Annotated in this window: 21 protein-coding genes; 10 read left to right on the forward strand and 11 right to left on the reverse strand. The window is 70.7% G+C overall.

Going from position 1 to position 23,339, the window contains the following annotated elements; all coding sequences use genetic code 11:
* The first annotated feature begins 418 nt into the window (after window positions 1-418).
* A complete protein-coding gene (locus tag KIS93_RS65115) occupies window positions 419-1,465 on the forward strand; it encodes a DUF4192 domain-containing protein (protein ID WP_268967032.1) in 1,047 nt (348 codons plus the stop codon).
* Window positions 1,466-2,014: 549 nt separating this feature from the next.
* Here the strand turns inward: KIS93_RS65115 and KIS93_RS13730 are convergent.
* Window positions 2,015-2,359 (reverse strand): hypothetical protein, encoded by a 345-nt coding sequence (locus tag KIS93_RS13730; RefSeq protein ID WP_080046238.1) that lies wholly within the window; start codon window positions 2,357-2,359, stop codon window positions 2,015-2,017.
* Between the two features lie 142 nt (window positions 2,360-2,501).
* Between KIS93_RS13730 and KIS93_RS13735 the strand changes: the two genes are divergently transcribed.
* Together KIS93_RS13735 and KIS93_RS13740 are read left to right on the forward strand one after the other, a co-directional pair.
* A complete protein-coding gene (locus KIS93_RS13735; protein ID WP_155130186.1) occupies window positions 2,502-3,089 on the forward strand; it encodes a DUF1707 and DUF4870 domain-containing protein in 588 nt (195 codons plus the stop codon).
* A gap of 694 nt (window positions 3,090-3,783) precedes the next feature.
* Complete coding sequence (locus KIS93_RS13740; protein WP_281261967.1) at window positions 3,784-4,800, forward strand: aminotransferase class I/II-fold pyridoxal phosphate-dependent enzyme; 1,017 nt, start codon at window positions 3,784-3,786, stop codon at window positions 4,798-4,800.
* A gap of 58 nt (window positions 4,801-4,858) precedes the next feature.
* Here KIS93_RS13740 and KIS93_RS65120 read toward each other — a convergent pair whose 3' ends face one another.
* The 3 genes from KIS93_RS65120 to KIS93_RS13755 form a co-directional block, all read right to left on the reverse strand.
* Complete coding sequence (locus tag KIS93_RS65120) at window positions 4,859-5,860, reverse strand: septal ring lytic transglycosylase RlpA family protein (protein WP_230465897.1); 1,002 nt, start codon at window positions 5,858-5,860, stop codon at window positions 4,859-4,861.
* Between the two features lie 249 nt (window positions 5,861-6,109).
* Window positions 6,110-7,633, reverse strand: a complete 1,524-nt coding sequence (locus KIS93_RS13750; RefSeq protein WP_080046240.1) for an ATP-dependent DNA ligase — start codon at window positions 7,631-7,633, stop codon at window positions 6,110-6,112.
* Window positions 7,634-7,795: 162 nt separating this feature from the next.
* Window positions 7,796-8,170: an FKBP-type peptidyl-prolyl cis-trans isomerase gene (locus KIS93_RS13755; protein WP_080046241.1), complete on the reverse strand. Its 375-nt coding sequence runs from the start codon at window positions 8,168-8,170 to the stop codon at window positions 7,796-7,798.
* 78 nt (window positions 8,171-8,248) lie between these two features.
* Between KIS93_RS13755 and KIS93_RS13760 the strand changes: the two genes are divergently transcribed.
* Window positions 8,249-9,046 (forward strand): SDR family NAD(P)-dependent oxidoreductase, encoded by a 798-nt coding sequence (locus KIS93_RS13760; protein ID WP_080047629.1) that lies wholly within the window; start codon window positions 8,249-8,251, stop codon window positions 9,044-9,046.
* A gap of 76 nt (window positions 9,047-9,122) precedes the next feature.
* Here KIS93_RS13760 and KIS93_RS13765 read toward each other — a convergent pair whose 3' ends face one another.
* Window positions 9,123-10,562 (reverse strand): GuaB1 family IMP dehydrogenase-related protein, encoded by a 1,440-nt coding sequence (locus KIS93_RS13765; protein ID WP_080047630.1) that lies wholly within the window; start codon window positions 10,560-10,562, stop codon window positions 9,123-9,125.
* Between the two features lie 96 nt (window positions 10,563-10,658).
* Here KIS93_RS13765 and KIS93_RS13770 point away from each other — a divergent pair, with 96 nt between their 5' ends.
* Window positions 10,659-11,111, forward strand: coding sequence for a GyrI-like domain-containing protein (locus KIS93_RS13770; protein ID WP_080046242.1), 453 nt, complete (start codon window positions 10,659-10,661; stop codon window positions 11,109-11,111).
* A 4-nt stretch (window positions 11,112-11,115) separates the two neighbouring features.
* On the opposite strand, the gene KIS93_RS13775 is transcribed toward KIS93_RS13770, so the two are convergent.
* Window positions 11,116-11,640: a TetR/AcrR family transcriptional regulator gene (locus KIS93_RS13775; RefSeq protein ID WP_080046243.1), complete on the reverse strand. Its 525-nt coding sequence runs from the start codon at window positions 11,638-11,640 to the stop codon at window positions 11,116-11,118.
* Window positions 11,641-11,719: 79 nt separating this feature from the next.
* Here KIS93_RS13775 and KIS93_RS13780 point away from each other — a divergent pair, with 79 nt between their 5' ends.
* Window positions 11,720-12,943: an FAD-dependent monooxygenase gene (locus KIS93_RS13780; protein ID WP_080046244.1), complete on the forward strand. Its 1,224-nt coding sequence runs from the start codon at window positions 11,720-11,722 to the stop codon at window positions 12,941-12,943.
* On the opposite strand, the gene KIS93_RS13785 is transcribed toward KIS93_RS13780, so the two are convergent.
* Entirely contained in the window at window positions 12,900-14,051 is a 1,152-nt protein-coding gene (locus tag KIS93_RS13785) for a cytochrome P450 (RefSeq protein WP_080046245.1), read from the reverse strand. The genes KIS93_RS13780 and KIS93_RS13785 overlap by 44 nt on opposite strands.
* On the reverse strand, window positions 14,048-15,169 hold the full coding sequence (locus KIS93_RS13790) for a CaiB/BaiF CoA transferase family protein (protein ID WP_080047631.1): 1,122 nt from the start codon (window positions 15,167-15,169) through the stop codon (window positions 14,048-14,050). Before KIS93_RS13790 ends, KIS93_RS13785 begins: the two co-directional genes overlap by 4 nt.
* A 139-nt stretch (window positions 15,170-15,308) precedes the next feature.
* Between KIS93_RS13790 and KIS93_RS13795 the strand changes: the two genes are divergently transcribed.
* The 4 genes from KIS93_RS13795 to KIS93_RS13810 all read left to right on the forward strand — a co-directional run bounded on the left by KIS93_RS13795 (window position 15,309) and on the right by KIS93_RS13810 (window position 20,575).
* Entirely contained in the window at window positions 15,309-16,847 is a 1,539-nt protein-coding gene (locus KIS93_RS13795; protein ID WP_080046246.1) for a serine/threonine-protein kinase, read from the forward strand.
* Entirely contained in the window at window positions 16,844-17,827 is a 984-nt protein-coding gene (locus tag KIS93_RS13800; protein WP_080046247.1) for an NAD(P)-dependent oxidoreductase, read from the forward strand. The genes KIS93_RS13795 and KIS93_RS13800 overlap by 4 nt, the downstream gene beginning before the upstream one ends.
* Window positions 17,828-17,957: 130 nt before the next feature.
* Window positions 17,958-19,307 carry an FAD-binding oxidoreductase gene (locus KIS93_RS13805; RefSeq protein ID WP_080046248.1) on the forward strand — a complete coding sequence of 450 codons (1,350 nt, stop codon included), beginning with the start codon at window positions 17,958-17,960 and terminating at the stop codon, window positions 19,305-19,307.
* An 8-nt stretch (window positions 19,308-19,315) separates the two neighbouring features.
* The gene (locus KIS93_RS13810; RefSeq protein WP_080047632.1) at window positions 19,316-20,575 is read left to right on the forward strand and encodes a class I SAM-dependent methyltransferase; all 1,260 of its coding nucleotides are present in this window, start codon (window positions 19,316-19,318) and stop codon (window positions 20,573-20,575) included.
* 46 nt (window positions 20,576-20,621) lie between these two features.
* On the opposite strand, the gene KIS93_RS13815 is transcribed toward KIS93_RS13810, so the two are convergent.
* From KIS93_RS13815 to KIS93_RS13825, 3 genes are all read right to left on the reverse strand, one after another.
* Window positions 20,622-20,774, reverse strand: coding sequence for a hypothetical protein (locus KIS93_RS13815; RefSeq protein ID WP_155129385.1), 153 nt, complete (start codon window positions 20,772-20,774; stop codon window positions 20,622-20,624).
* Window positions 20,775-20,930: 156 nt separating this feature from the next.
* The gene (locus tag KIS93_RS13820; RefSeq protein WP_080046249.1) at window positions 20,931-22,211 is read right to left on the reverse strand and encodes an extracellular catalytic domain type 1 short-chain-length polyhydroxyalkanoate depolymerase; all 1,281 of its coding nucleotides are present in this window, start codon (window positions 22,209-22,211) and stop codon (window positions 20,931-20,933) included.
* Window positions 22,212-22,347: 136 nt separating this feature from the next.
* Complete coding sequence (locus KIS93_RS13825; protein WP_080046250.1) at window positions 22,348-23,292, reverse strand: phosphotransferase; 945 nt, start codon at window positions 23,290-23,292, stop codon at window positions 22,348-22,350.
* Window positions 23,293-23,339: the final 47 nt, after the last annotated feature.

The raw sequence follows: 23,339 nt of genomic DNA on the forward strand, positions 1-23,339 counted from the left end.
TCACGCCGCCTCCAATCCCGCACCGAGGTCCCAAGCAGCCTCTGACCCGGCTCCGAGCCCCCGCACGATCTCCGACCCCGCACCGAGATTCCGTGCAACCCCCAACCCCGCACCGAGATCCCGAGCAGCCTCCGACCCCGCCCGAAACGCCCACGCGACCTCCGACCCCGCCCTGAACCCCCAAGCCACCTCCAACCCCACTCCGAAATCCCGAGCGGCGTCTGCCCCTGCCCCTGCCACGAGACCGACCCCGCCGGCACTATCCCCGCCCTCGCCAACCACCTCCTCGACCTCCTCCACGCCCTCAACCCCCTCGATCCCTTCCAGTTCCTCGGCCCCCTCCGGCCCAGAACCTTGCTCCGCCCCGGAGCCTTGTTCCAGCCCGGAGCCTTGCTTCAGTCCGGAGCCGTGTCTCACCCTGACCAGCCCCACCGACGTCCTGGCCGCCGTGCCTTACCTGGTGGGCTTCCACCCCAACGCCAGCCTCATCGTCGTGGGCCTGGCGCGAGGGCAGGCGAAGATGGTGGCCAGATGGAGCCTGCCGTTCCCACCGGGCACGCTGGACGGGATGTCCCTCCTGTTCGACCGCGAGGGCATCACGGAGATCGTCGTCGTCGGCTACGGCCCGGGAGATCTGGTCACTCCGGCGGTCGACGAGGCCAGACGCCTGGCGGCCAAGCACGGGGTCCACGTGGGCGAGGCCTTGCGGGCACACGAGGGCCGCTACTGGTCGTACATCTGCGACCTGACGACGTGCTGCCCAGCGGAGGGCACCCCGTACGACCTGACCACCAGCCAGATCGCCGCCGAGGCCACGGTCCGCGGCTTGGTGGCCCTCCCCAACCGGGAGGCTCTGGAACGCACCCTGGCCCCGGTCACCGGCCCCGTACGAATGGCGATGCGCCGAGCCACAGCGGAGGCGATCGCCGACTTCCAGCGCCGCATCATGTCCGCCACAGACCTGACCGACTTCACCGAGCAGTTCATCGCAGAAGCCCTGGCCAGAGTCCGCTCAGCCCTGGAAACCCATTCCGCCGGCGGCCGCCTCACCGACACGGAAGCGGCGAAGCTGGGCCTGGACCTGGCGATCATGCGCGTCCGCGACGAGGCGTGGACGTTGATGGACGACTCCCACGCCCTGCTCTGGAAAGACCTGACCCGCAGGTTGGAGCCGCGCTTCACCCCACCGGCGGCATCACTGCTGGCGATGGCGTCCTGGCGTTCGGGCAACAGCGTCCAGGCCACCATCGCCCTCGAACGCGCCCTGACCACCGACCCCTCCTACTCGATGGCCAACCTCCTCATGCACGCCCTCCAAAACCTCCTCTCCCCGACCCTCCTCCAAGACCGCCTCCCCACCCCCGCCGAACTCGACAAAACCATGGGCCCGATCTCCGCCCAATGGCTACTCCCCTTGATCAACCTCCTCGACGAGGAAGACGACCCGCCCCCACCCCTCGAATGACAGCCAGCCACCTTCCACGCCGCGCTGGTGTCGGGGTCTGATCCGTGACGCTGGACGCAGCAGAAGGCGAGCCGATCCACCGCCGTCACACGCGAAGGAGCCCCAGGGGTGAGCCATCACCGCCCTGCCAGGGTTGTTCCCGCTCGCCCTGCGAGGGCCAACCACCACCCTGGCGCTGAGGCCGATCGGACACCGCCTCACCAGGGCTGAGCCCACGCGCTGTCCTGTCAGGGCTGAGCCCGACGCCGCCCTATCAGGGCTCGGGCGACGCTGCCCTGGCAGGGCTGCACATCGCCGTCCTGCCAGGTTGGCCCCTTGCTGTGCCAAGGTTGGCCAGCGCCGAGGCCATCGGGCATCACGAAGTGAGACTCGCAGCCACTCCACTCCCGTGGAGGAGCAGGAGGTCCTTTGGATCAGAGGGAGGTGCAGGGGCCGACTGCCGCGTCCGCCACGTCGAGCTCACCCCTGCGGCGCGAGCGTCATCGAGGAGATTGACAACGTCGGCATGCAGCAGTACCGGCGCATTGGGTCAGTGGGAGGGGCAAGGGGTCAGAGGTTGCCTTCTTCCTTCCTGCGACGCTCGTTGTACGCGCGCATCCGGGGCGGGTACCCGGTGAGCTGCACGTCGTACACAGGAAGGGCAAGGTCGCGGGCGACCTTGTGGATCACGGCGGGGGAGCCGACCCTGCGCCTGGTCCATTCGCCGTCGTCGGCCACCGCCACGGCCGTCGTGTCGGTGGCGAAGGTCTCTGGCTCGACGTAAAACTCGACACCACGCCGTGACCGAGCGAAGGCGATGAGCGCCTCGATGTCGGCGTCTGTCGCCTCACGGTCGAACTTCGCGATCTTGCGGCCGCGCAGTCGACGAATGCCGTAGCGGTCTCGCCATCTCATGAATCCTTTTTATACCGTCTGGAGCCCTCGCGTCGGGGATGATCTAGGGGACGAATCCGGGATTCTCCCGATGGCACCCGCGGGAGGCAGGGAGCAGTATGAGAGGTGACCGTTCGATTCTCTGAGGAGAGGCATGGCGATTATGGCTGGGGTACCGAAAACCCCTGGGCCGGGACAGGTGCCGCCAGCTCATCTGCGCGTCACCCACCAGGACCGAGAGAACGTGGTCGAGCACGTCAAGGCCGCGTACGCGGAAGGCCGCTTCGACAAGCTCGAATTCGACGACCGGCTGGAGCGTGCCATGACGGCGCGCACGCACGGGGATCTCGTGCCCATCATGAACGAGCTGTACGGCCCGGAGGCCGTGCCCAAGGCGGTCGCGTTCCCGCATGCGCCGTCGTCCGTGACGGTTCCGGCCGAGAGCAACGAACGGCTCGGCGCGGCTCTCGCCCACGGTTTGCCGCTCGTCGGTTTCCCGATTCTCGGGCCGCTGCTCCTGCTCCTCACCGGCGGAAAGACGTCGGCCTACATTCGCAAGCACGCGCTGGAGGCGCTCAACTTCCAGATCACCGTCGTCGGGGCGTCGGTATTGTTGCCGCTGACCGTCATCGGTGTGGTGCTGCTGCCGTTCATCTGGGTCGCGGCCGTAATCCTGTCCATCGTGGGCGGCGTCGCGGCGCTGACCGAGGGGAATTTCCGTTACCCGCTGACAATTCGCCTGGTGAAGTGACCCGCTGAGGCCGTCCACTGTGTGTTCGTTTTCGCGCCGCAGCTGATTACTCATCGGTCTACTGACGGACGGGCTCGCTGGCGGCCGGGATGGCCGGTTCGGCCTGAGGGGTGGCTGGCTCATGACCGAGGTGGCCGCTGAGGGGTGGGGGCGCTGACGGGGGAGTTGGCCGGGGTGGCCGATTCGGTCTGAGGGCTGGGATCGCTGATGGTGGGCGTGACTGGTTCGGGCTGGGGTGGATCGCTCATGGCTGAGGCGGCCGCTGAGGGGTGGGATCGCTGATGGCTGAGGTGGCTGCTGAGGGGTGGGGCCGCTGACGGGGGAGTTGGGTGAGGGGGGCCGATTCGGTCTCTGGGGTGGGCTTCGCTGATGGTGGGGGTGGCTGGTTCGGGCTGGGGTGGATCGCTGATGGCCGGGGTGGCCCCTGAGGGGTGGGATTGCTAGCGGGGGTTGGCCGAGGGGGCCGATTCGGTCTGAGGGATGGGCTGCGCTGATGGCGGTGGTGGCCGATTCGGGCTGGAGGGTGGGGGCGTTGATGGTGTCAGTGGCCGATTTGGGCTGCTGAAGGGCGGGATGGCTGACGGTCGGGGGCGCCGGCTCTTTACCGGTGAGTGCGTCGGCGAGGGGCCGGTGCCGGCGATCGTCAGCTTGCCGGCGTGGTACGCCTCCGCCGGCGTGATCGTCCCCTGGACGAGTGCGGCTCGCGCGGCATCCTGCCCGCTCGCCGGGCCGTCGCCCAGTACTACGAGCAGCGCGGGATCGAGCACGTCCGGGTGGACGACGTCTACCTCGGCAACGGCGTCTCCGAGGTGGTCTCCATGGCGGTGCAGGCGCTGGTGGACGACGGGGGCGAGATCTCATCCCGTCGCCGGACTTCCCGCTGTGGACGGCCGTCATCAAGCTGGCGGGCGGCAAGGCCGTGCACTACGTGTGCGACGAGGCCGCCGACTGGTACCCAGACCTCGACGACATGGCGGCCAAGGTCACCGACCGCACGAGGGGCGTCGTCATCATCAACCCGAACAACCCCACCGGCGCCGTCTACCCGAGGGAGCTGGTGGAGGGCATTCTCGACCTGGCGCGGCGGCACGGGCTGATGGTCTTCGCCGACGAGGTGTACGACAAGATCCTGTACGACGACGCGGTGCACCACCATGTCGCCGCCCTCGCTCCCGACCTGGTGTGCCTGCCCTTCTCTGGGCTGTCCAAGTCGTATCGCGTGGCCGGTTTCCGCGCCGGCTGGCTGGCGGTCACCGGCCCCCGGCAGCACGCCGAGAACTATCTCGAAGGTCTCACCATGCTGGCCTCGATGCGCCTGTGCGCCAACGCCCCCGGCCAGCACGCGATCCAGGCCGCGCTCGGCGGGCGGCAGTCCATCGAGGACCTGGTGCTGCCGGGCGGCCGGCTGGAGGAGCAGCGGACGCGCGCCTGGGAGCGGCTCAACGAGATCCCGGGGGCCTCGTGCGTGAAGCCGCGCGGCGCCGTGTACGCCTTCCCCCGGCTGGACCCGGAGGTGCACAAGATCGTCGATGATGAGAAGTTCGTGCTGGACCTGCTGCTGCGGGAGAAGATCCAGGTCGTTCAGGGCACCGGCTCCAACTGGCCGTACCCCGACCACTTCCGCATCCTGACCCTGCCGCACGCCGACGAGCTCGACGCCGCGATCAGCCGCATCGGCCGCTTCCTCGACGGTTATCGCCAGGAGGTCTGAAGGCCGGCTTCAGGACGGCAGGCCGTGTCGGTCGTCACACCGGCAGGAGGCCCGAAGGCTAGCGGCCCAGGACCTCGTACTTGACCCGCATGACGCCCGCGCCGATGTTGCCGATGGCGGCGAAGGCGGCCCTGGACAGGTCGAGGCAGCGGCCCCCGACGTACGGCCCGCGGTCGTTGATGCGGACCGTGACCGACTCGCCGTTGTTCGGGTTGGTGACGCGGACCTTGCTGCCCAGCGGGAGCGTCTTGTGGGCGGCGGTCATGGCGGCGGGGTTGAAGCGCTCGCCGCTGGCGGTCATCTGGGGCTCGCCGTAGTACGAGGCGCCGCAGCTTCCGGTGGACAGGACGCGGTACTTCGGGCGGGTGGTCCTCGCCTTGGCCGTCCTGGTCTTGACCTTGGACTTGGCGACCGCGGAAGGGGTCGAGGCGGCGGATGATGGCGCGGCGGCGGACGGTGACGCGTCGGCGGTCGAAGGCGTCTTGGAGGGGGCGGGGGTCGAGGGTTTGGAGGGGGCCTGGGTCGAGGGGTTCGGCTGGGCGGCGGCCCCGGGTGGCTTGGGGGCGGGGGAGGAGGACGGCTTCGGGGTGGGCGGGGTGAGGGCCGCCGCCGTCCTGGTGGGGGAGTCGTCGTTGCCGATGGCGGCCCAGGCGGTGGTGGAGGCGGCGGCGAGGACCGCGGCGCTGACGGCGACGGTGCCCCAGCGGCGCTTGGCCGCCGACGGCCTGCGGTCCCGATGAGACGGCCTGCGGTCCTGCGAGGGCAGCTTGCGGTCCTGCGAAGGCAGCTTGTAGTCCTGCGAAGGCAGCTTGTAGTCCTGCGAAGGCAGCTTGCGGTCCTGCGAAGGCAGCTTGCGGTCGTCCGAAGGCAGCTCGCGGTCCTCGAAAGACAGGGTGCGGTCCTCGGAAGGCAGCCTGGGATCGCGCGATGGCGAGTTGCGGTCTTGGGGTGACGGCCTGCGGCTCTGGGGAGACGGCTTGCGGTTCTCGGAAGTCGGCTTGCGGTCCTGCGGGGACGGCTGGCGGTCCTGGCTGGACGGCTTGCGAGAGTGCTGGCCCAAGGTAAACCACGGTCCTAGATAGGGAACAGGGCGGGGAAAGGCCGGGGCCGTGGGGAGTGGGGGCGTGCGGCGGCCGATCCGGGCGCGGGGTGGGGGATCCCGCTCAGTGGGCACGAACATATGCGACAAAGTGCAGGTAAAGGCAACTTAATGGGACGGCCAGTGAAATATCTCACTTATGCCGCAAGAGTGCCTCGAAGCCCGAGCGTACGCCGTGGATCTTCGACAATCAGCGGAACGCGTAAAGGATCAGAGCATGAGCGAGCGCACCGTCTCGACGGTGTCGGCGTCCTCGACGCGCTTGTCGGGCCGGTAGCGCAGCACCCGGGCGAACCGCAGCGCCATGCCGCCGGGGTAGCGCGGTGAGCGCTGCACCCCGTCGAAGGCGATCTCCACGACCAGCTCGGGCCGCAGCCGCACCGTCCACTCGTCCGTCGGCCCCTCGGCGAGCTGCAGGAAGCGCTCGGTCTGCCAGGCCAGCAGCTCATCCGTCAGCCCCTTGAACGTCTTGCCGAGCATCACGAACCCGCCCTCCGGGTCGCGCGCCCCCAGGTGCAGGTTGGACAGCTTGCCCTCGCGCCGCCCGTGCCCCCACTCGGCCGCCAGGACCACCAGGTCGAGCGTGTGCCGCGGCTTGACCTTGATCCAGCCGGCCCCGCGCCGGCCCGCCGCGTAGGGGGAGGCCAGCGACTTGACGACCAGGCCCTCGTGCCCGGCCTTGACGACGTCGGTGAAGAACTGCTCGGCCTCGGCCGGTTCGCCGGTCACCAGGCGGGGCGTCAGCAGACCCTGCGGGACCGTGCGGGCCAGGGCCTCCTGGCGCTCGGCGTACGGGAGGTCGAGCAGGTCGGCGCCGTCGACCCGCAGCGCGTCGAAGAAGAACACGCTCAGCGGCGTCTGCGCGCGCAGCGCGGCGACGTTCGTCTTGCTGGAGACCCGGCTCGCCGTCACCTGGAACGGATGCGGCCGCCCGTCGGGCCGCAGCGCCAGCACCTCGCCGTCGAGCACGAGATCCGTGGACGGCATCTCCAGGACGGCCTCGACCAGCTCGGGCACCTGCGGCGTGATGTCGTCGAGCGTACGGGTGAAGACCCGCACCTCGGCGCCGGAGCGGTGGGCCTGCACGCGGACGCCGTCGAGCTTCCACTCCAGCGCCGCCGGCGTGCCGGCCTTCTCCAGCGCGGCGGCCACGTTGGGCGCGCTGCCCGCCAGCATGGGCGCGACCGCCCGCCCGACTTCCAGCCGGAACGCGTGCAGCGCCGCCACCCCGCCGCTCAACGCGGCCGCGCCGACGGCGGGCAGCCAGCCGCGCAGCGTCAGCGCGCGGCGCACGTCGGCCGACGGGGCGCCGGACGCCTTGGCGATGGCCTCGATCATGACGCCGTCGAGGGCGCCCTGGCGCAGCTCGCCGTGCAGCAGCCGCCGCATGAACTGCTGCTCCTGGCTGGTCAGCCCCGCGAACAGCTCGGCCACCAGCGCCTTGCGCGCCGCCTGCGAGCCTGGCCCGGACACGGCCTTGATCTTGCTCAGCAGCCGGTCGACGTCGGTGAGCGTGGCGGTGGCGGCGAGCTTGGGCTGCGGGACGTCCTCCAGCGTGCGCCAGCCCACGCCGACCTGACGTTGGGGCAGCTCGCCCGAGAGGTAGGAGATCGCGATCTCCGCCTCGTCCGGCCCGACCCGGCCCAGCAGCTCCGCCAGGTGGCCCACCTTGCCGAGCCGCGCGGACGTGCGCGTCACCGCCTCGGACACGCGTACCACGTCGATCAGAAGCACACGCCTATGGTGCCTCACGACGGGGACATTTCCCCACTTGGTATTGCCGTCAGCGGCAAGTGTCGCGAACGGGAGCGTCGCGGACGCGACTCACGTGGGTACGGGTCATGAAAGGCGTAGGCGCCGGTGCCGCGAGGGGCGCCGGCGCCTGGGCACGGAGGGTCAGCTCACGCCGAGCAGGTCGACGACGAAGATGAGCGTCTCGTTCGGCTTGATGCGCGGAGGGGCGCCACGGGTGCCGTAGCCGAGGTGCGGCGGGATGACCAGCTTGCGCCGGCCGCCGACCTTCATGCCGGCCACGCCCTGGTCCCAGCCGCCGATGACGCGCCCGGCGCCCAGCGGGAACTCGAACGCCTGGCCGTGGTTCCACGACGCGTCGAACTCCTCCCCGGTCGAGAAGGACACGCCCACGTAGTGGACGCGGACGTTCTGGCCGGGCTTGGCCTCGGGGCCGTCGCCGACGGTCAGGTCCTCGATCTCGAGGTCCTTGGGCGGGGTGCCGCCCGGAAAATCGATCTCGGGCTTCTGGAGTGCCACGAAAGTGCTCCTGTTGACGGTGGTTCTCGAAGAGAATGGACCCGACGACTCTATGCGGTCGGGATATCGTCGATGTTCATGGCCGCCCTTTCTCCTGACGCGTTCCTGCTCACCGGCCGCGTGGCCGTCGTCACCGGGGCGGCCAGGGGCATCGGCCTGGCGATCGCGGAGGCGTTCGCCGCGATGGGGGCCCACGTCGCGGTCTGCGACCGCGACAAACCCGACCGCGACTCGCCCGATCGTGACAAGCCCGACGGCGAGCTGGCGATGACGCTCGACGTGCGCGACCACCTGGCGGCGGAGGTGTTCGCCCAGGCGGTACGCGAGCGCTGGGGCCGCGTGGACGTGCTGGTCAACAACGCGGGCGGCACCTTCCACGCCGGGTTCGCCGACACCTCGGCGCGCGGCGAGCAGACCCTCATCGAGGAGAATTTCACGCAGGTCACCGGCATGATCCGGCGCCTGCTGCCGATGATGGGGACGGGCGGTTCGATCATCAACGTGACGTCGAGCGAGGCCCACCAGGCCGCGCCCGGGTTCGCCGTGTACGCGGCGATGAAGGCGGCCGTGGAGAGCCTGACGAGGACGCTGGCGCTGGAGCTGGCACCGCAGGGCATCCGGGTGAACGCCATCGCCCCCGACGCGATCCGCACCGAGGGCGAGGCGGGCGTGCGCGAGCGCATGCTGGCCCGCCCGCTGCCCCATGAGCTGCCCTACGAGCCGGTACGCGTGCCGCCGCTCGGCCACCTGGGCGAGCCGGGCGACGCCGCCGCGGCGGCCGTGTTCCTGGCCGGAGACGCGGCCAGGTTCGTGACGGGCACGACGCTGCACGTGGACGGCGGCATCAACGCGGCCGGCGGCTGGCGACGAACCTAGTGCGGCTCGCGACCCACCCAGTGCGGCTCGCGGCGAACCCGGTGCGGCTGGCCGCGAACCCAGGACCCTAGGGACATCACCAGCTCTGGTGCAGCGGCATCCCCTCCGCGTACCCGGACGAGCTCTGGATCCCCACGACCGCCTGGGCGTGGAACTCCTCCAGGTTCGACGCCCCCGCGTACGTGCACGAGGAGCGCAGCCCGGCCACGATCGCGTCGATCTGGTCCTCGACGCTGGGCCGCTTGGGGTCGAGGTACATGCGGGAGGTGGAGATGCCCTCCTCGAACAGTGCCTTCCTGGCCCGGTCGAACGCGGAGTCCTCGGCGGTGCGCAGCCGCACGGCCCGCGCGGAGGCCATGCCGTAGTTCTCCTTGTAGGCGCGCCCGTCGGCGTCGATGTGGGTGTCGCCGGGCGATTCGTACGTGCCCGCGAACCACGACCCGATCATCACGTTGGAGGCCCCGGCGGCCAGGGCGAGGGCCACGTCGCGCGGGTGGCGCACGCCGCCGTCGGCCCACACGTGCCGCCCGAGGCGGCGGGCTTCGGCCGCGCATTCCAGGACGGCGGAGAACTGGGGCCGGCCGACGCCGGTCATCATGCGAGTGGTGCACATGGCGCCGGGCCCGACGCCGACCTTGAGGATGTCGGCGCCGGCGTCGACGAGGTCGCGGACGCCGTCGGCGGTGACGACGTTGCCGGCGGCGACGGGCACGCCGGGGTCGAGGGCGGTGACGGCGCGCAGGGCCGTGATCATCTTCTCCTGGTGGCCGTGCGCGGTGTCGACGACGAGGCAGTCGATGCCGGCTTCGAGCAGTTCCTTGGCCTTGGCGGCGACGTCGCCGTTCACGCCGACGGCGGCGGCGATGCGCAGCCGGCCCTGGGCGTCGACGGCGGGCTGGTAGAGGGTGGCGCGCAGGGCGCCGGTGCGGGTGAGGATGCCGACCAGCCGGCCTTCGTCGTCGACGATGGGCGCCAGCCGGTGGCGGCCTTCGTGCAGCCGGTCGAAGGCGGCGCGCGGGTCGAGCCCGGCGGGCAGCGTGAGCAGCTCGCGCGACATGACGTGGTCGAGCTGGGTGAACATGTCGACGCCGCGGCAGTCGGCCTCGGTGACGACGCCGACGGGGCGGTTCTCCCAGTCGACGACGATGACGGCGCCGTGGGCCCGCTTGGGCAGGAGTTGCAGGGCCTCGCCGACGGTGTCGTGCGGGGTCAGGGTGAGGGGCGTGTCGTGGACGAGGTCGCGCTTCTTGACCCAGTCGACGACGTTCGCCACGACGTCGAGCGGAATGTCCTGAGGGATGACGACGATGCCGCCCCGCCGCGCGACGGTCTCGGCCATGCGCCGGCCGGCGACGGCCGTCATGTTGGCCACGACGATGGGAATGGTGGTGCCGGTGCCGTCGTTCGTCGATAGGTCGACTGCGAGCCGGGAGCCGACCGCGGAACGCGCCGGGACCATGAACACGTCGCTATAGGTCAGGTCGTAATGGGGCTCGAGGTCGTTGAGAAATCTCACGTTCATCCATCTTATGCGCTGGTGGCTCAACAAGGCTTTTCCCCGTTTCGCGGGGCCTTATGATCGGCCGGGACACTTTTGGGGGAGGGAGGGTCTGTGAACGTCACCGAACGGGCCGAACTGCTGGTGGTCGGTTTCGCCGTACGTACCACGAACGTCGATGAAATGGATCCGGCGCGGGCGAAACTGCCGGTTTTGTGGCAGCGGGCCGGTGCGCCCGGGGCCTTCGCGCATGTGCCCGGCCGCGTCGACGAGAACCTTTACGCGGTGCTCACCGACTACGAGAGCGACCATCACGGCGCTTACACGCAGATCGTGGGCACGGCCGTGCGCACGGTGCCGCGGCTGCCGGAGGGCATGGTGGCGGTGCGGGTGCCGGGCGGTCAGTCGCTGAAGCTGGAGGTACGCGGCCCGTTGCCGCAGGCGCTGGTCGAGGCGTGGCAGTCGGTGTGGAAGCACACCGAGTCGGGCGGCACGCCACCGCGTGCCTTCACGACGGATCTCGAGGTGCACCACCCCGACGGGGTGGATCTCTACATCGCGGTCTGATCGGTCAGAGTAGTCCGAGCGCGACAGCCGCCGTCTCGACGGCCGTCGGCTTGACCTCCTCCAGCGGCAGGTGCGCGAACTCCACCGCGCAGTCGGACATGCCGCCCAGCGCCACCGTGGCGCGGATCTGCTGCTCCAGCCCGAGCTCAGGGCCGAGCAGCCTGGCGACCAGCTCCCGCCGCCATTCGAACATGCGCGTGCCGAGGTCGAGGAAGCCGAGCGTGGACAGGTCGCGCACCATCATCACGATCACCTCGCGGTGCCGCCAGATCAGCTCGAAGTAGTCGGCGAGCAGCTCGCGCGGCTCGCCTGCCTGGCCCCGGTCGCGCAGGAACCGCTCGATGTCCTCCACCAGCGGCTGCACGATGCTGCGCACGAGGTCGTCGCGTGAGGAGAAGTGGTAGTAGAGCGCGGGTTTGGTGATGCCCAGCCGTTCGGAGATCTGGCGCAGGCTGGTGTTCTGGACGCCCTGCTGCACGAACAGCTCGCGGGCCACCGCCTGGATGCGGCTCTTGGTGTCACTGGGCATGATCCGAGGATATCCCTTACCTACCGTTAAGTCAGACGGCGTGCTAGCGTACTTACTTAACGATAGGTAAGGAGGGGTCATGCGGGTTCTCATCTCGGGCGCGAGCATCGCGGGGCCGGTGCTGGCGTACTGGCTGACCAGGTACGGCTTCGACGTGACCGTCGTCGAGCGGGCCCCGGCGCTGCGCAAGACGGGCGGCCACGCGGTCGACCTGTTCCGCCCCGCCATGGACATCGCCGAGCGGATGGGCGTGCTGGACGACGTGCTGGCCAAGAAGACCGGCACGGAATGGCTCACCGTGTACGACGAGGCCGGCGCGCCCCTCGCCGAGCTGGAGCTGCGGCGGATCTTCGGCGCCGTCTCCGACCGGCACGTCGAGATCATGCGCGACGACCTCAGCGAGATCCTCTACGACGCCACCCGCCACGACGCCGCCTACGTCTTCGGCGACTCCATCACCTCGATCGCAGGCGACGGCGAGGTCACCTTCGAGCGCGGCGCGCCCGCCCGGTTCGACCTGGTGATCGGCGCCGACGGCCTGCACTCCAACGTGCGCCGCCTGGTCTTCGGCCCCGAGTCCCGCTACACCACGTGGATCGGCGGGTACCTGGCGGTCGCCTCCGTCCCCAACCACCTGGGGCTGGACGGCCGCATGGTGGGCGTGGCGGGCGCCGGCCGGATGGGCGGCATGTACGCGGCCGCGCACATGGCCGACGCGCGGGCGATGTTCCTGTTCAGGACGGAGGAGCCGCTCGACTACCACCACCGCGACGTCGCCCGGCAGAAGGAGCTGCTGCGCGCGCACTTCGGCGACCTGGGCTGGGAGATCCCGAGGCTGCTGGACGAGGTGGAGCGCACGCCCGCCTTCTACTTCGACTCGATCACCCAGCTCCGCCTCGACACGTGGTCACGCGGCCGGGTCTCGCTCGTGGGCGACGCCGGCTACTGCCCGGGCCCGGCCGTCGGGGGCAGCACGAGCCTGGCGGTGGTGGGGGCGTACGTGCTGGCGGGGGAGCTGGCGGCGCACGGCGGCGACCACACGCGGGCCTTCCCGGCGTACGAGGCGGAGCTGGGCGAGTACGTGCGCCGCAGCCGGGCGTTCGCGGTGAACGCGGCACGCAGGATCGTGCCGGGCAGCCGGTTCGACCTGTGGGCGATGGCGCGCCTGGTGCGGCTGATCAACCACGTGCCCGTCGGCCTGACCAGGGCCGCGGTCAAGCTGGCCGGCCGCAACATGCGCCTGCACGACGCGATCAGGCTCAAGGACTACGCAGCACCACGGGAAACGACGTCACGCCCCTGACGAAGGCGTTGGGCAGGATGCGCGGCCCCTCGGAGTCGGCCCACGCGGCCGAGCCCACCCGGGCCAGCCACTCCTCGAAGAAGATCCGCAGCTCCAGCCGGGCCAGCGCCGCGCCCAGGCAGAAGTGGGTGCCCAGGCCGAACGCGATGTGCCCGCCCGGCTTCCTGGTCACGTCGAAGACGTCGGGGTCGGTGAACACCTCGGGGTCCCGGTTCGCCGACCCGTACATGAGCAGCACCTGCTGGCCCGCGCGGATCTCCTGCCCGTGCAGGACGGTGTCGCGGGTGGCGGCCCGGCACATGTTCAGGATCGGCGTGGTCCAGCGGATGAACTCCTCCACCGCCCCCTCCATCAGGCCGGGGTCGGCGCGCAGCAGGCGCCACTGGTCCGGATGGCGGATCAGCGCGTCGATGGCGGTGGCGATGACCGTCCTGGTGGTCTCGGCGCCGCCGTCGAGCAGCAGCAGCGCGTCGTTGGCCAGGCACTCGTCGTCGTAGCCGGGGGTGGCGCACCACAGGGACAGCAGGTCGTCGCGCGGGTCGGCGCGCCGCCGCGCGGCCAGCTCCAGCACGGCCTGGCCGTACTCGCCGGCGGCCACGGCGGCCTCGTGGGTGACGTAACGCAGCCCGCCGCCGGCCACGATCGTGGTCTCGGACCAGTGCTTGAGCCGGGGCCAGTCCTCGTCGGGGAAGCCGAGCAGCCAGCCGATCATGCGGGCGGGCAGCGGCGCGGCCAGCTCGGTCACCGCGTCCACCGTGCCCCGTTCGAGCGCCTTGGTGATCAGCTCGACGACGACCTCGCGGACGCGGTCCGCGTAGCGGTCGTGCACGTGGCGGGGCGTGAAGCGGCGGTAGACGAGGCGGCGGCGCTCGGCGTGCTCGGGGTCGTCCAGGCCGATCATGGACGGCTCGGAGGGGAGCTGGGGGCGGTAGCCGACGGTGCTGGTCCACAGGCGGGGGTCGCGTTCGATGGCGGAGATGTCGGCGTGGCGGGAGACGCCCCACAGGCCGTTGGGCTCGTCGCGGTAGACGGGGGCGTGCTCGCGCAGCCAGGCGTAGACGGGGGAGGGGTCGCCGGCGTAGAGGTCGCCGTCGAGTAAGTCGATCATGCGAGTACCCCTTGGGCGCGTAGCTTGTCCGCCTCCTCCTGGGGCAGGCCCCAGCCGGACAGGTCGTCCAGGCGGGTGGCGGGGGACAGGTCCTGCGCCGGCACGCCGAGCAGGCGCGGCGCGGGCGCGGGGTGGGTGACGCCGCCGACCTTGAGGAACGAGCGGCGGGCGGCGTTGTGCGGGTGCTCGGGCGCCTCGGCCATCGACAGGACGGGCGAGACGCAGGCGTCGGAGCCGTCGAAGATCGCCTCCCACTCGGCGCGCGTGCGCTTCCTGAACTCCTCGGCCAGGCGGGCCTTGAGCGCGGGCCACTGGGCGCGGTCGTTCCTGTCGGGCAGGTCGGTCAGGCCCATGAGGCCGGTCATGGCCGCCCAGAACTGCGGCTCCAGCGAGCCCACGGCCACGTACTCGCCGTCGGCGGTCTCGTACGTGTCGTACTGCGGGGCGCCGGTGTCGAGCAGGTTCGTGCCGTGCGGGCCCCAGTGGCCGCTCTGGACCGCCTGGTAGAACATCGAGAACAGGATCGCGGCGCCGTCCACCATGGCCGCGTCGATCACCCGGCCGAGGCCGGTGCGCTCGCGCTCGTACAGGGCCAGCAGCACCCCGTACGCGAGCATGAGGCCGCCGCCGGCGAAGTCGCCGAGGATGTTGATCGGCGGGGTCGGCTTCTCCCCCTCGCGGCCCAGCATCGACAGCACGCCGGAGACGGCGATGTAGTCGATGTCGTGCCCGGCCGTCGGGGCGAGCGGCCCGTCCTGCCCCCATCCGGTCATCCGGCCGTAGATCAGCCGCTCGTTGATCGCGTGCAGGTCGTCGGGGCCGATGCCGAGCCGTTCCGCCACTCCCGGGCGGAACACCTCGATCACGACGTCGGCGTGCCGGACCAGCTCCTTGAACGCGGCCACCCCCTCGGGCGCCTTCAGATCCAGCCCGATCGTGTGCTTGCCGCGGTCCATGACGTCGGCGCGCGGGCGGTCGGAAACCGCCTTCACCCTGTCGATACGCAGGACTTCCGCACCGTGATCGGCTAGCATCATCCCGGCGAACGGCCCAGGGGCGAGCCCGGCGAGCTCCAGCACGCGCACCCCGGACAGCGGACCTCGGCGAACCTCAGGCATCGGCCTCTCCTTGCTGTGGACCCTGCCCCAGTAGAACAACATTCGGTGAACTGGTGCAAGCGGCCTTTCCGACCTTCCGGCGAACAACTGGGAGGTATGGGAAACTTGCCCACTGTCGGGTGGTCAACAGGGGTAGGAAATGGTTTCGGATAGCAACCGGCTCATCTCAGGGCGCTACCAGTTACTGCGCGAGTTGGGCCGCGGGGGAATGGGCGTGGTCTGGGAAGGCCGCGACACTTTGCTCAACCGGCAGGTGGCCATCAAAGAGGTCCTCCTGCCGGACACGCTGTCGTCCGGCGACCGGGAGCGCCAGCTCCTGAGGACCGCTCGCGAGGCACGCACCGCCGCCAAGCTCAACCATCCCTCGGTCGTCGCCGTGTACGACGTCATCGAGGAGGACGGCCGGCCGTGGATCGTGATGGAGCTGGTCAGCCATCCGACGGTCGAGCAGGTCGTGCTCACCTCGGGCGCGCTGCCGGTGCGGGAGGCGGCCGAGCTGGGCAGGCAGGTGCTGTCCGCGCTGCGGACCGCGCACGCGGCCGGCATCCTGCACCGTGACGTCAAGCCGAGCAACATCCTGCTGTCCGAGGACGGCCGGGCGGTGCTCATGGACTTCGGCATCGCCACCGTCGAGGGCGACTCCTCGCTGACCAGGACCGGCATGGTGACCGGCTCGCCGAGCTTCCTGGCGCCCGAACGGGTGCGCGCGGAGAACGCCGGACCGGCCTCCGACCTGTGGTCGCTGGGCGCCACGCTGTACGCGTGCATGGTGGGCCGCTCGCCGTTCGAGCGCGGCGACCCCATGGCCACGCTCAACGCGCTGCTCACCGAGGAGCCGGACTACCGCAGGATCCCGCCGATCATGCACCCGGTCCTGAAGGGCCTGCTCCAGAAGGAGCCCCAGGACCGCGTGGACGCGGAGGAGGCCGACCGGCTGCTCGCGGCCATCATCGCCGCCAAGCCCCCGGCCGGCGACCTCGACGTCCCGGAGAAGCCGAAGGGGCAGGGCCCCGGCCGGGCCCTGCTCGCGGCCGCCGCGACGGTGGTGCTGGTGCTCACGGGCGGCGCGGTCGCGTACTTCAGGACCGCCACGCCGGCCGAGGGCGCGCCGCGCGCCACCACGCAGCCGGCCGCCGCGACCCAGGCGATCACGCCCAGCGCGGCGCCGTCGCCGAGCGCGACCCGCTCCGCCACGCCGACGCCCAGCGTGACCAGGGCCGCGCCCGCCGTGCGGGCGTACAAGTCGCGCGGCGGCTGGTCCGTCCTGCGGCCCATGGGCTGGCGGGGCGCGATCAACGAGGCCTCCACCGAGTGGACCCGCCGCGACGGCAACGCCCACTTCGGCGTCGAGGCCGTCTACGCCAGCCTCGACCCGAACCAGATCATCCGCGACGGGCAGGAGGCGCTCCGGCAGAACGCGCAGAGCGTGGTCACGCGGGGCCGCAGGACGCTCACCCACCACGGCGCCAAGGCCGTGCAGTGGGAGTTCACCTGGACGGCCGGCGAGGCGAACGACGCCCGCTGGGTCCGCCCCGGCACCCGCTACCACGAGATCCGCCGGGCGCTGGCGATCGGCGACACCGCGTACGTGCTGTCGTGGACCGTCACCGAGGAGCAGTGGCTGCGCAACCGCGCCCTGATGCGCCAGGTGATCAACAGCTTTACTGTGGGGGGATGAGCCCCTGGAACCTGCTCGCCCTCCCGCCGCTGCCCGAGCACGCCATGCGCCGCCTGCTCGGCCCGCTCGGCGACCGGGTGACGCTGCGTGTGCCGGCCTCCCGCGACAGGAAGGCGCTGCTGGCGGCGCTGCCGGCCGCGGAGATCGTGCTCGGCGACTGGACGGGCACGCTCGTCATGGACGCCGGCGCGGTCGCCGCGGCGCCCCGCCTGGCGTTCGTGCAGCAGCCGTCCGTGGGCGTGGACGGCCATGACCTCGCCGCCCTGGCGGCGGCGGGGGTGCCGCTGGCCAACACGCCGGGCGTCAGCGCCGGCGCCGTCTCCGAGTGGTGCCTGGCCGCCACGCTGGCGCTGTCACGCAAGCTGATCGCGGCCGACGCCGCCGTGCGCGCGGGCGACTGGCCGCAGCAGGGCCTGCTGCCGCACGAGCTGCGCGGCCGGCGCACCGGCGTGATCGGCTACGGCCCGATCGGCGCCATGTGCGCGGACCTGTTCCGCGCGCTCGGCTGCGAGGTCACGTACTGGACCCGCACGCCCCGCCCTGACCCCGGCTACCAGGACCTCGACGCGCTCGTGTCCGGCAGCGACGTCGTGGTCGTCGTGATCGCGCTGTCGGACGAGACCCGCGGCCTCGTCGACCCCCGCCGCATGAAGCAGGGCGCCCTGCTCGTCAACGCGGCCAGGGGCGGCGTGGTGGACCAGGACGCGCTGGCCGAAGCCCTGCGCTCGGGCCACCTGGGCGGCGCCGCGCTGGACGTCTTCGACGTCGAGCCGCTCCCGGCCGGCGACCCGCTGCGCGACCTGCCGAACGTCCTGCTCTCCCCGCACGTCGCGGGCGTCACGCCGGAGTCGACCGGACGCCTGGTCACCGCCGTCCTCGACAACCTCATGGCCGCCATGGACGGCCGCGCGGTGAAGGGCGTCGTGAACGGCGTATCGCCCAAGATCTCCAGGAAGTTTACGCAATCGCCTATCGCGTAGGGGATTCACCTGGCACGATGAACAGTTTTCGTGTCTTTAACGACCCCGGTCTGTTCGACGCCGCCCGCGGGAGATACGGTTTCACGGACGATCTCTACCAGCTCAAGGGGGTGCTTCCGTGACGACGACGATGTCGACACACCGGCGGGCAGTAGAGCAGATCCGGCAGTCGTACGCCGAGATTCCGGGTGACGCCGCGCCCAGGCTGGCCAAGTCGACGTCCAACCTGTTCAGGTTCCGCGACGGAGGCAAGACCGCCAAGCTCTCGGCCAGAGACCTCGACGAGGTCATCAGCGTCGATCCCGACACCATGACCGCCGAGGTCCAGGGCATGACCACGTACGAGCACCTGGTCGATGCCACGCTGCCGTACGGGCTCATGCCGTACGTGGTGCCGCAGCTCAAGACGATCACGCTGGGCGGCGCCGTGACCGGGCTCGGCATCGAGTCCACGAGTTTCAGGGACGGCCTGCCGCACGAGTCGGTCGAGGAGCTGGAGATCCTCACCGGCGACGGGCGCGTCGTCGTCGCCCGCGACGACAACGAGCACCGTGAGCTGTTCCGCGCCTTCCCCAACTCCTACGGCACGCTCGGCTACGCCCTGCGCATCAGGATCAAGCTGCGCAAGGTCCAGCCGTACGTGCACCTCACGCACGTCAAGTTCACCGACGCGGCCAAGTGCATGCTGGCCATGCAGGAGATCTGCGACAGCATGGTCTACGACGGCGACCCCGTCGACTTCGTGGACGGCGTGTTCTTCGAGCCCGGCGAGATGTACCTCACGCTGGGCCGCTTCGCCGACCGGGCGCCCTACATCTCCGACTACACGGGCATGCGGATCTACTACCAGTCGATCAGGCAGCGCAGCCGCGACTGGCTGACGGTCCGCGACTACCTGTGGCGCTGGGACACCGACTGGTTCTGGTGCTCGCGTGCCTTCGGCGTGCAGCAGCCGGTCGTCCGCTCGCTGATGCCGCGCCGCTGGATGCGCTCCGACGTCTACCGGCGCCTTGTGGCGCTCGACCGCAAGCACGGCGTGACCGCCCGCGTCGACCGCTGGCGCGGCCTGCCGGTGAGCGAGTCGGTCATCCAGGACGTCGAGACGCCCGTCGAGCGCGGGGCGGAGTTCCTGGAGTTCTTCCACGAGAAGGTGGGAATGACGCCGGTGTGGATGTGCCCGCTGCGAGCGAGCTCCCGCTGGCCGATCTATCCGCTGGAGCCGGGGAAGCTTTACGTCAACTTCGGGTTCTGGGGCATGGTGCCGCTGCCACGGGGGCAGTTCGACGGTTACTACAACCGGCTCATCGAGCGTGCGGTGCACGACCTCGATGGGCACAAGTCGCTCTACTCGACCTCGTTCTACGCCCGTGAGCAGTTCTGGCAGCTGTACAACGGCGATGCCTACTGGCCGGTCAAGCGGGAATACGACCCGAATGGGCGCCTGCTGGACCTGTACGAAAAGTGTGTACGGGGAAGGTGAGCAAGCAGATGGCTCTCGCATCCATCTTTGAAAAGATCGTCGGCACGGACACGAACATCCGGTTCACCGCGTACGACGGCAGCAAGGCCGGGCCCGACGGCGCCGACCTGGCCATCGAGGTCAAATCCCCGATCGCCGTGGCCTACCTGGCCCAGGCTCCGGGCGAGCTGGGGCTGGCCCGGGCCTACATCTCCGGGCACATCGACGTCCAGGGCGACATGTACACGCTGCTGGACCGGATGTGGAACATCACCACCAACGACCTGACCACGTCCGAGAAGCTCGAAGCGGTGCGGGCGCTGGGCCTCAAGCCGCTGCTCATGCGGGTGCCGCCGCCGCCGCAGGAGATGCGGCAGAGCGCGCTGGCCAAGCTGGGCTCCCGGCACGCCAAGCAGCGTGACGCGGAGGCCATCCACCACCACTACGACGTGTCCAACCGCTTCTACGAGTGGGTGCTGGGCCCGTCGATGGCCTACACGTGCGCCTGCTTCCCCAGCGAGGACTCCACGCTGGAAGAAGCCCAGTACACCAAGTTCGACCTGGTGGCGCGCAAGCTCGACCTCAAGCCCGGCATGCGCCTGCTCGACGTCGGCTGCGGCTGGGGCGGCATGGTCATGCACGCCGCCAAGCACTACGGCGTCAAGGCCCTGGGCGTCACGCTCAGCCGCCAGCAGGCCGAGTACGCGCAGAAGGCGATCGCCGACGCCGGGCTGCAGGATCTGGCCGAAGTCCGCTTCATGGACTACCGCGACGTCACCGAGTCGGGCTTCGACGCGGTGAGCAGCATCGGCCTGACCGAGCACATCGGCAAGGCGAACGTGCCGTCGTACTTCGCGTTCCTGTACGGCAAGCTGCGGCCGGGCGGCCGGCTGCTCAACCACTGCATCACCCGGCCGACGGGCAAGGAGAAGACGTTCAACAAGGGCGGTTTCATCAACCGCTACGTCTTCCCCGACGGCGAGCTGGAGTCGGTGGGCTGGCTGATCCGGCAGATGGAGGACCTCGGCTTCGAGATCCGCCACGAGGAGAACCTGCGCGAGCACTACGCGAAGACCCTGCGTCACTGGTGCGACAACCTCGACGCGAACTGGGAGGACGCGGTGCAGGAGGTCGGCATGGGCACGGCCCGCGTGTGGGCCCTCTACATGGCCGGCTGCATCGTGGGCTTCGAGCGCAACAAGGTGCAGCTGCACCAGGTGCTCGGGGTCAAGCTCGACTCCGACGGCCGCTCCGGGGTGCCGCTGCGCCCGGCCCGCGACTGGCCCTGATCCAGGTGAGGGGGGCGGAGCTTGCCCCGGGGTGCAAGCTCCGTTCCTAACCGGCCGGCCGGGACTCCGCGGGCTCGCCAGGCGTGCGGCGCGGATGTTCCTTGGCGTGCCGGCCCTTGCTGGGGCGGTGCTCGTCCTTGCCGGAATCGTCCTGCGGCTCCTGCTCCCTGGGGGTGCAGGGCTTCGCGTGCCTGCCCACTGGCCTCTCCTCGCCTCTCCCGACTGCTTAAAGTGACCGTATGACTACAGTCGGCGTCGAGGCAAGCGGGAAAGGTGAACCGTTTTCGAGGAGCCCCCGGCCGATCGGCTCGCGGCCCCGCAATTACCGATGGGCCGACCGGCCGGGGAGCCTTCTTCAGGAGGTGCAGGCCGTGCCGTTCAGGGTGAAGGCGGCCGGCTTGCCGGTGTCGCCGGTGTGCGTGGCCTGGAAGCCGAACGAGGCCGACGCCCCCGGGGCGATGGAGCCGTTGTAGGAGACGTTCCGCGCCGTCACCTGGCCGCTGCTGGGCGAGATCGCGGCGTTCCAGGCGGAGGTGACGGTCTGGCCGGCCGGGAGGGTGAAGGCCAGGCTCCAGGACGAGATCGCGGTCGTGCTCGTGTTCGCGATCGTCACCGCGGCCGTGAAGCCGGTGTTCCACGCGTTCGTCGTGTACGTGACCTTGCAGTTGCCCACCGGCGGGGTGACCGTGGGAGTCACGGTCGGATCGGTGCCGCCCTCCGAGAGGCCGAAGAAGTCGATCACCATGGCCGCCATCCCGCCCTGCGGCAGGCTGTGGCCCACGCCCTGGAGGCTGATCGCCTCCACCCGTTCCTTTGTGCCCGTGCCGCCGTAACGGGTCCTGGTCCAGCCCGAGCGGGGCTGGTCGGTGAGGCTGGGCGTCTGGCTCAGGCCGTGGACGTTCGTCCACTGCTTGATCTGCTCCTGGAAGTTCGGGTAGCGCAGCGTGGTGTCCTCGGTGCCGTGCCAGATCTGCATCCGCGGGCGCGGGCCGCTGTAGCCGGGGTAGGCGGCGCGCACCTGGTCGCCCCACTGCTGCGGGGTCTTGATGAGCTGGCCGTTGGCGCAGGTGCTGTTCCAGCTCGACCCGTCGGTGGTGGCGAAGCAGCCGAACGGCACGCCCATGAACGCCGCGCCCGCCTTGAACACGTCCGGGTAGGCGCCGATCAGCACGTTCGTCATCATGCCGCCGGAGGAGGCGCCGGTCACGTACGTGCGGTCGGGGTCGGCGTTGTAGCGCTGCTGGACGTACCTGACCATGGAGACGATGCCGACGGGGTCGCTGCCGCCGTTGTGGGTGAGCGCCTGCGGCGAGGAGACGTCGAAGCAGGACCCGCTCCTTGTCGCCGACGGGTAGACGACGATGAACTTGTACCGGTCGGCCAGCGAGGCGAACTCGGTGCCCGAGTAGAAGGCCGGGCCGGAGCCGGTGCAGTAGTGCACGGCCACGAGCAGGGCGGGCCGGGCGCCGACGCCGTCGGGGACGTACAGGTGCATGCGCAGGTTGCTGGGGTTCGTGCCGAACCCGGTCACCTCGGTGAGCTGGGCGGAGGCGGCCGGGGGCGCGGTGATGAGGCCGGCCGTGACGAGCGCGGCGGCGGCGATGATCGCGCTTGCTATGCGAGCTCTCAGCTTCATCGAGGTCCTCTCGCTCTGCGGCCGAAACATTGCGAGTGTCCACAGAAAATTTCGGCGTGGCAATACGCAGGCGCGGAAGGGTGCTCGCGGGCCTCCGTCAGGCCGGGTGAGAGGGCTGAGAAAGATGAAAGTTTCGCTAGGCCGCCAGCTGCTGCAGCGTGCCCGTGAGCGCGTCCCACGACTGCTCGGCGTCCGCCGTGCGGCCGTGCGGCGCGCGGAACCACGCCACGAACTCCGCCACGTCGTTCAGCGCCCACCGCAGCCGGTACAGCGCCAGCAGGTCGCGGTCCACCGCGCGGCCCGTCGCCTTCGTGTAGCGCGCCAGGTCCTCCTCGTCCCTGGCCGCCAGCCACAGGTCCCGCTCCGGCGCGGCCGTGCCCACCGTGTCCCAGTCGATCAGCAGCAGGCGCTCGCCGTCCCGCAGGACGTTGCCCGCGTGCGGCTCCCCGTGCGTGAGCACCGGCTCGCCCGGCCGCGCCGCCAGCCGGTCCAGCTCCGCCAGCCGGCGCCGCACCGTGCCGGCGTGGCTGGCGAGGAGGTCCTGGGCGGGCTCTGAGTAGGGGCCGCCGAGCCACGGCAGGGTGGTGTCGGCCAGCGCCTGCTCCAGGGCCGCCCGGCCGGGCAGCTCCACCGGCCGGGCCGGGGTCGTCCTCGGCGGCGGGGTGGTGTGCAGCTCGGCCAGCAGGTCGATGAGCCGGCCCCGGTCGGCGTCCGGCAGCTCGTCGCCGAACTCGCCGGCCGTGCCCTCCTCGTACGGGAACACGCTCATGGCGTAGCGGTCACCGTTGAGGCGGCGCAACGTGGCGCCGTCGGCGGCACGCAGCGGGGCGACGACGAACCCGAGGCCGGCCTCCTCGCGCAGCGCCGCCGCCGTCTCCATGGCGCGCCCGAGCTCGTCGTACGAGCGCAGCCGCGCGTCGGCCACCGTCACGAACCAGCGCCGCCCGCCCGCGCCGGTCGCGATCCAGTGGTGGTCGCCGAAACCGACCGGTGCATGGTCCAGGGTGGCCGCCTCGATGCCCCACGCGGTCAGGGCGGGGCGCAGCAGCTCTTCGTCGAGGTCGTCCGGTCGATCACGCATACGGGGCAAGGTATCGCCCGCCCGGTCCGGCCGCAGCCCGATAAGTC

The organism is [Actinomadura] parvosata subsp. kistnae, from assembly GCF_900323885.1.
In the GTDB taxonomy this organism is placed as follows: domain Bacteria; phylum Actinomycetota; class Actinomycetes; order Streptosporangiales; family Streptosporangiaceae; genus Nonomuraea; species Nonomuraea composti.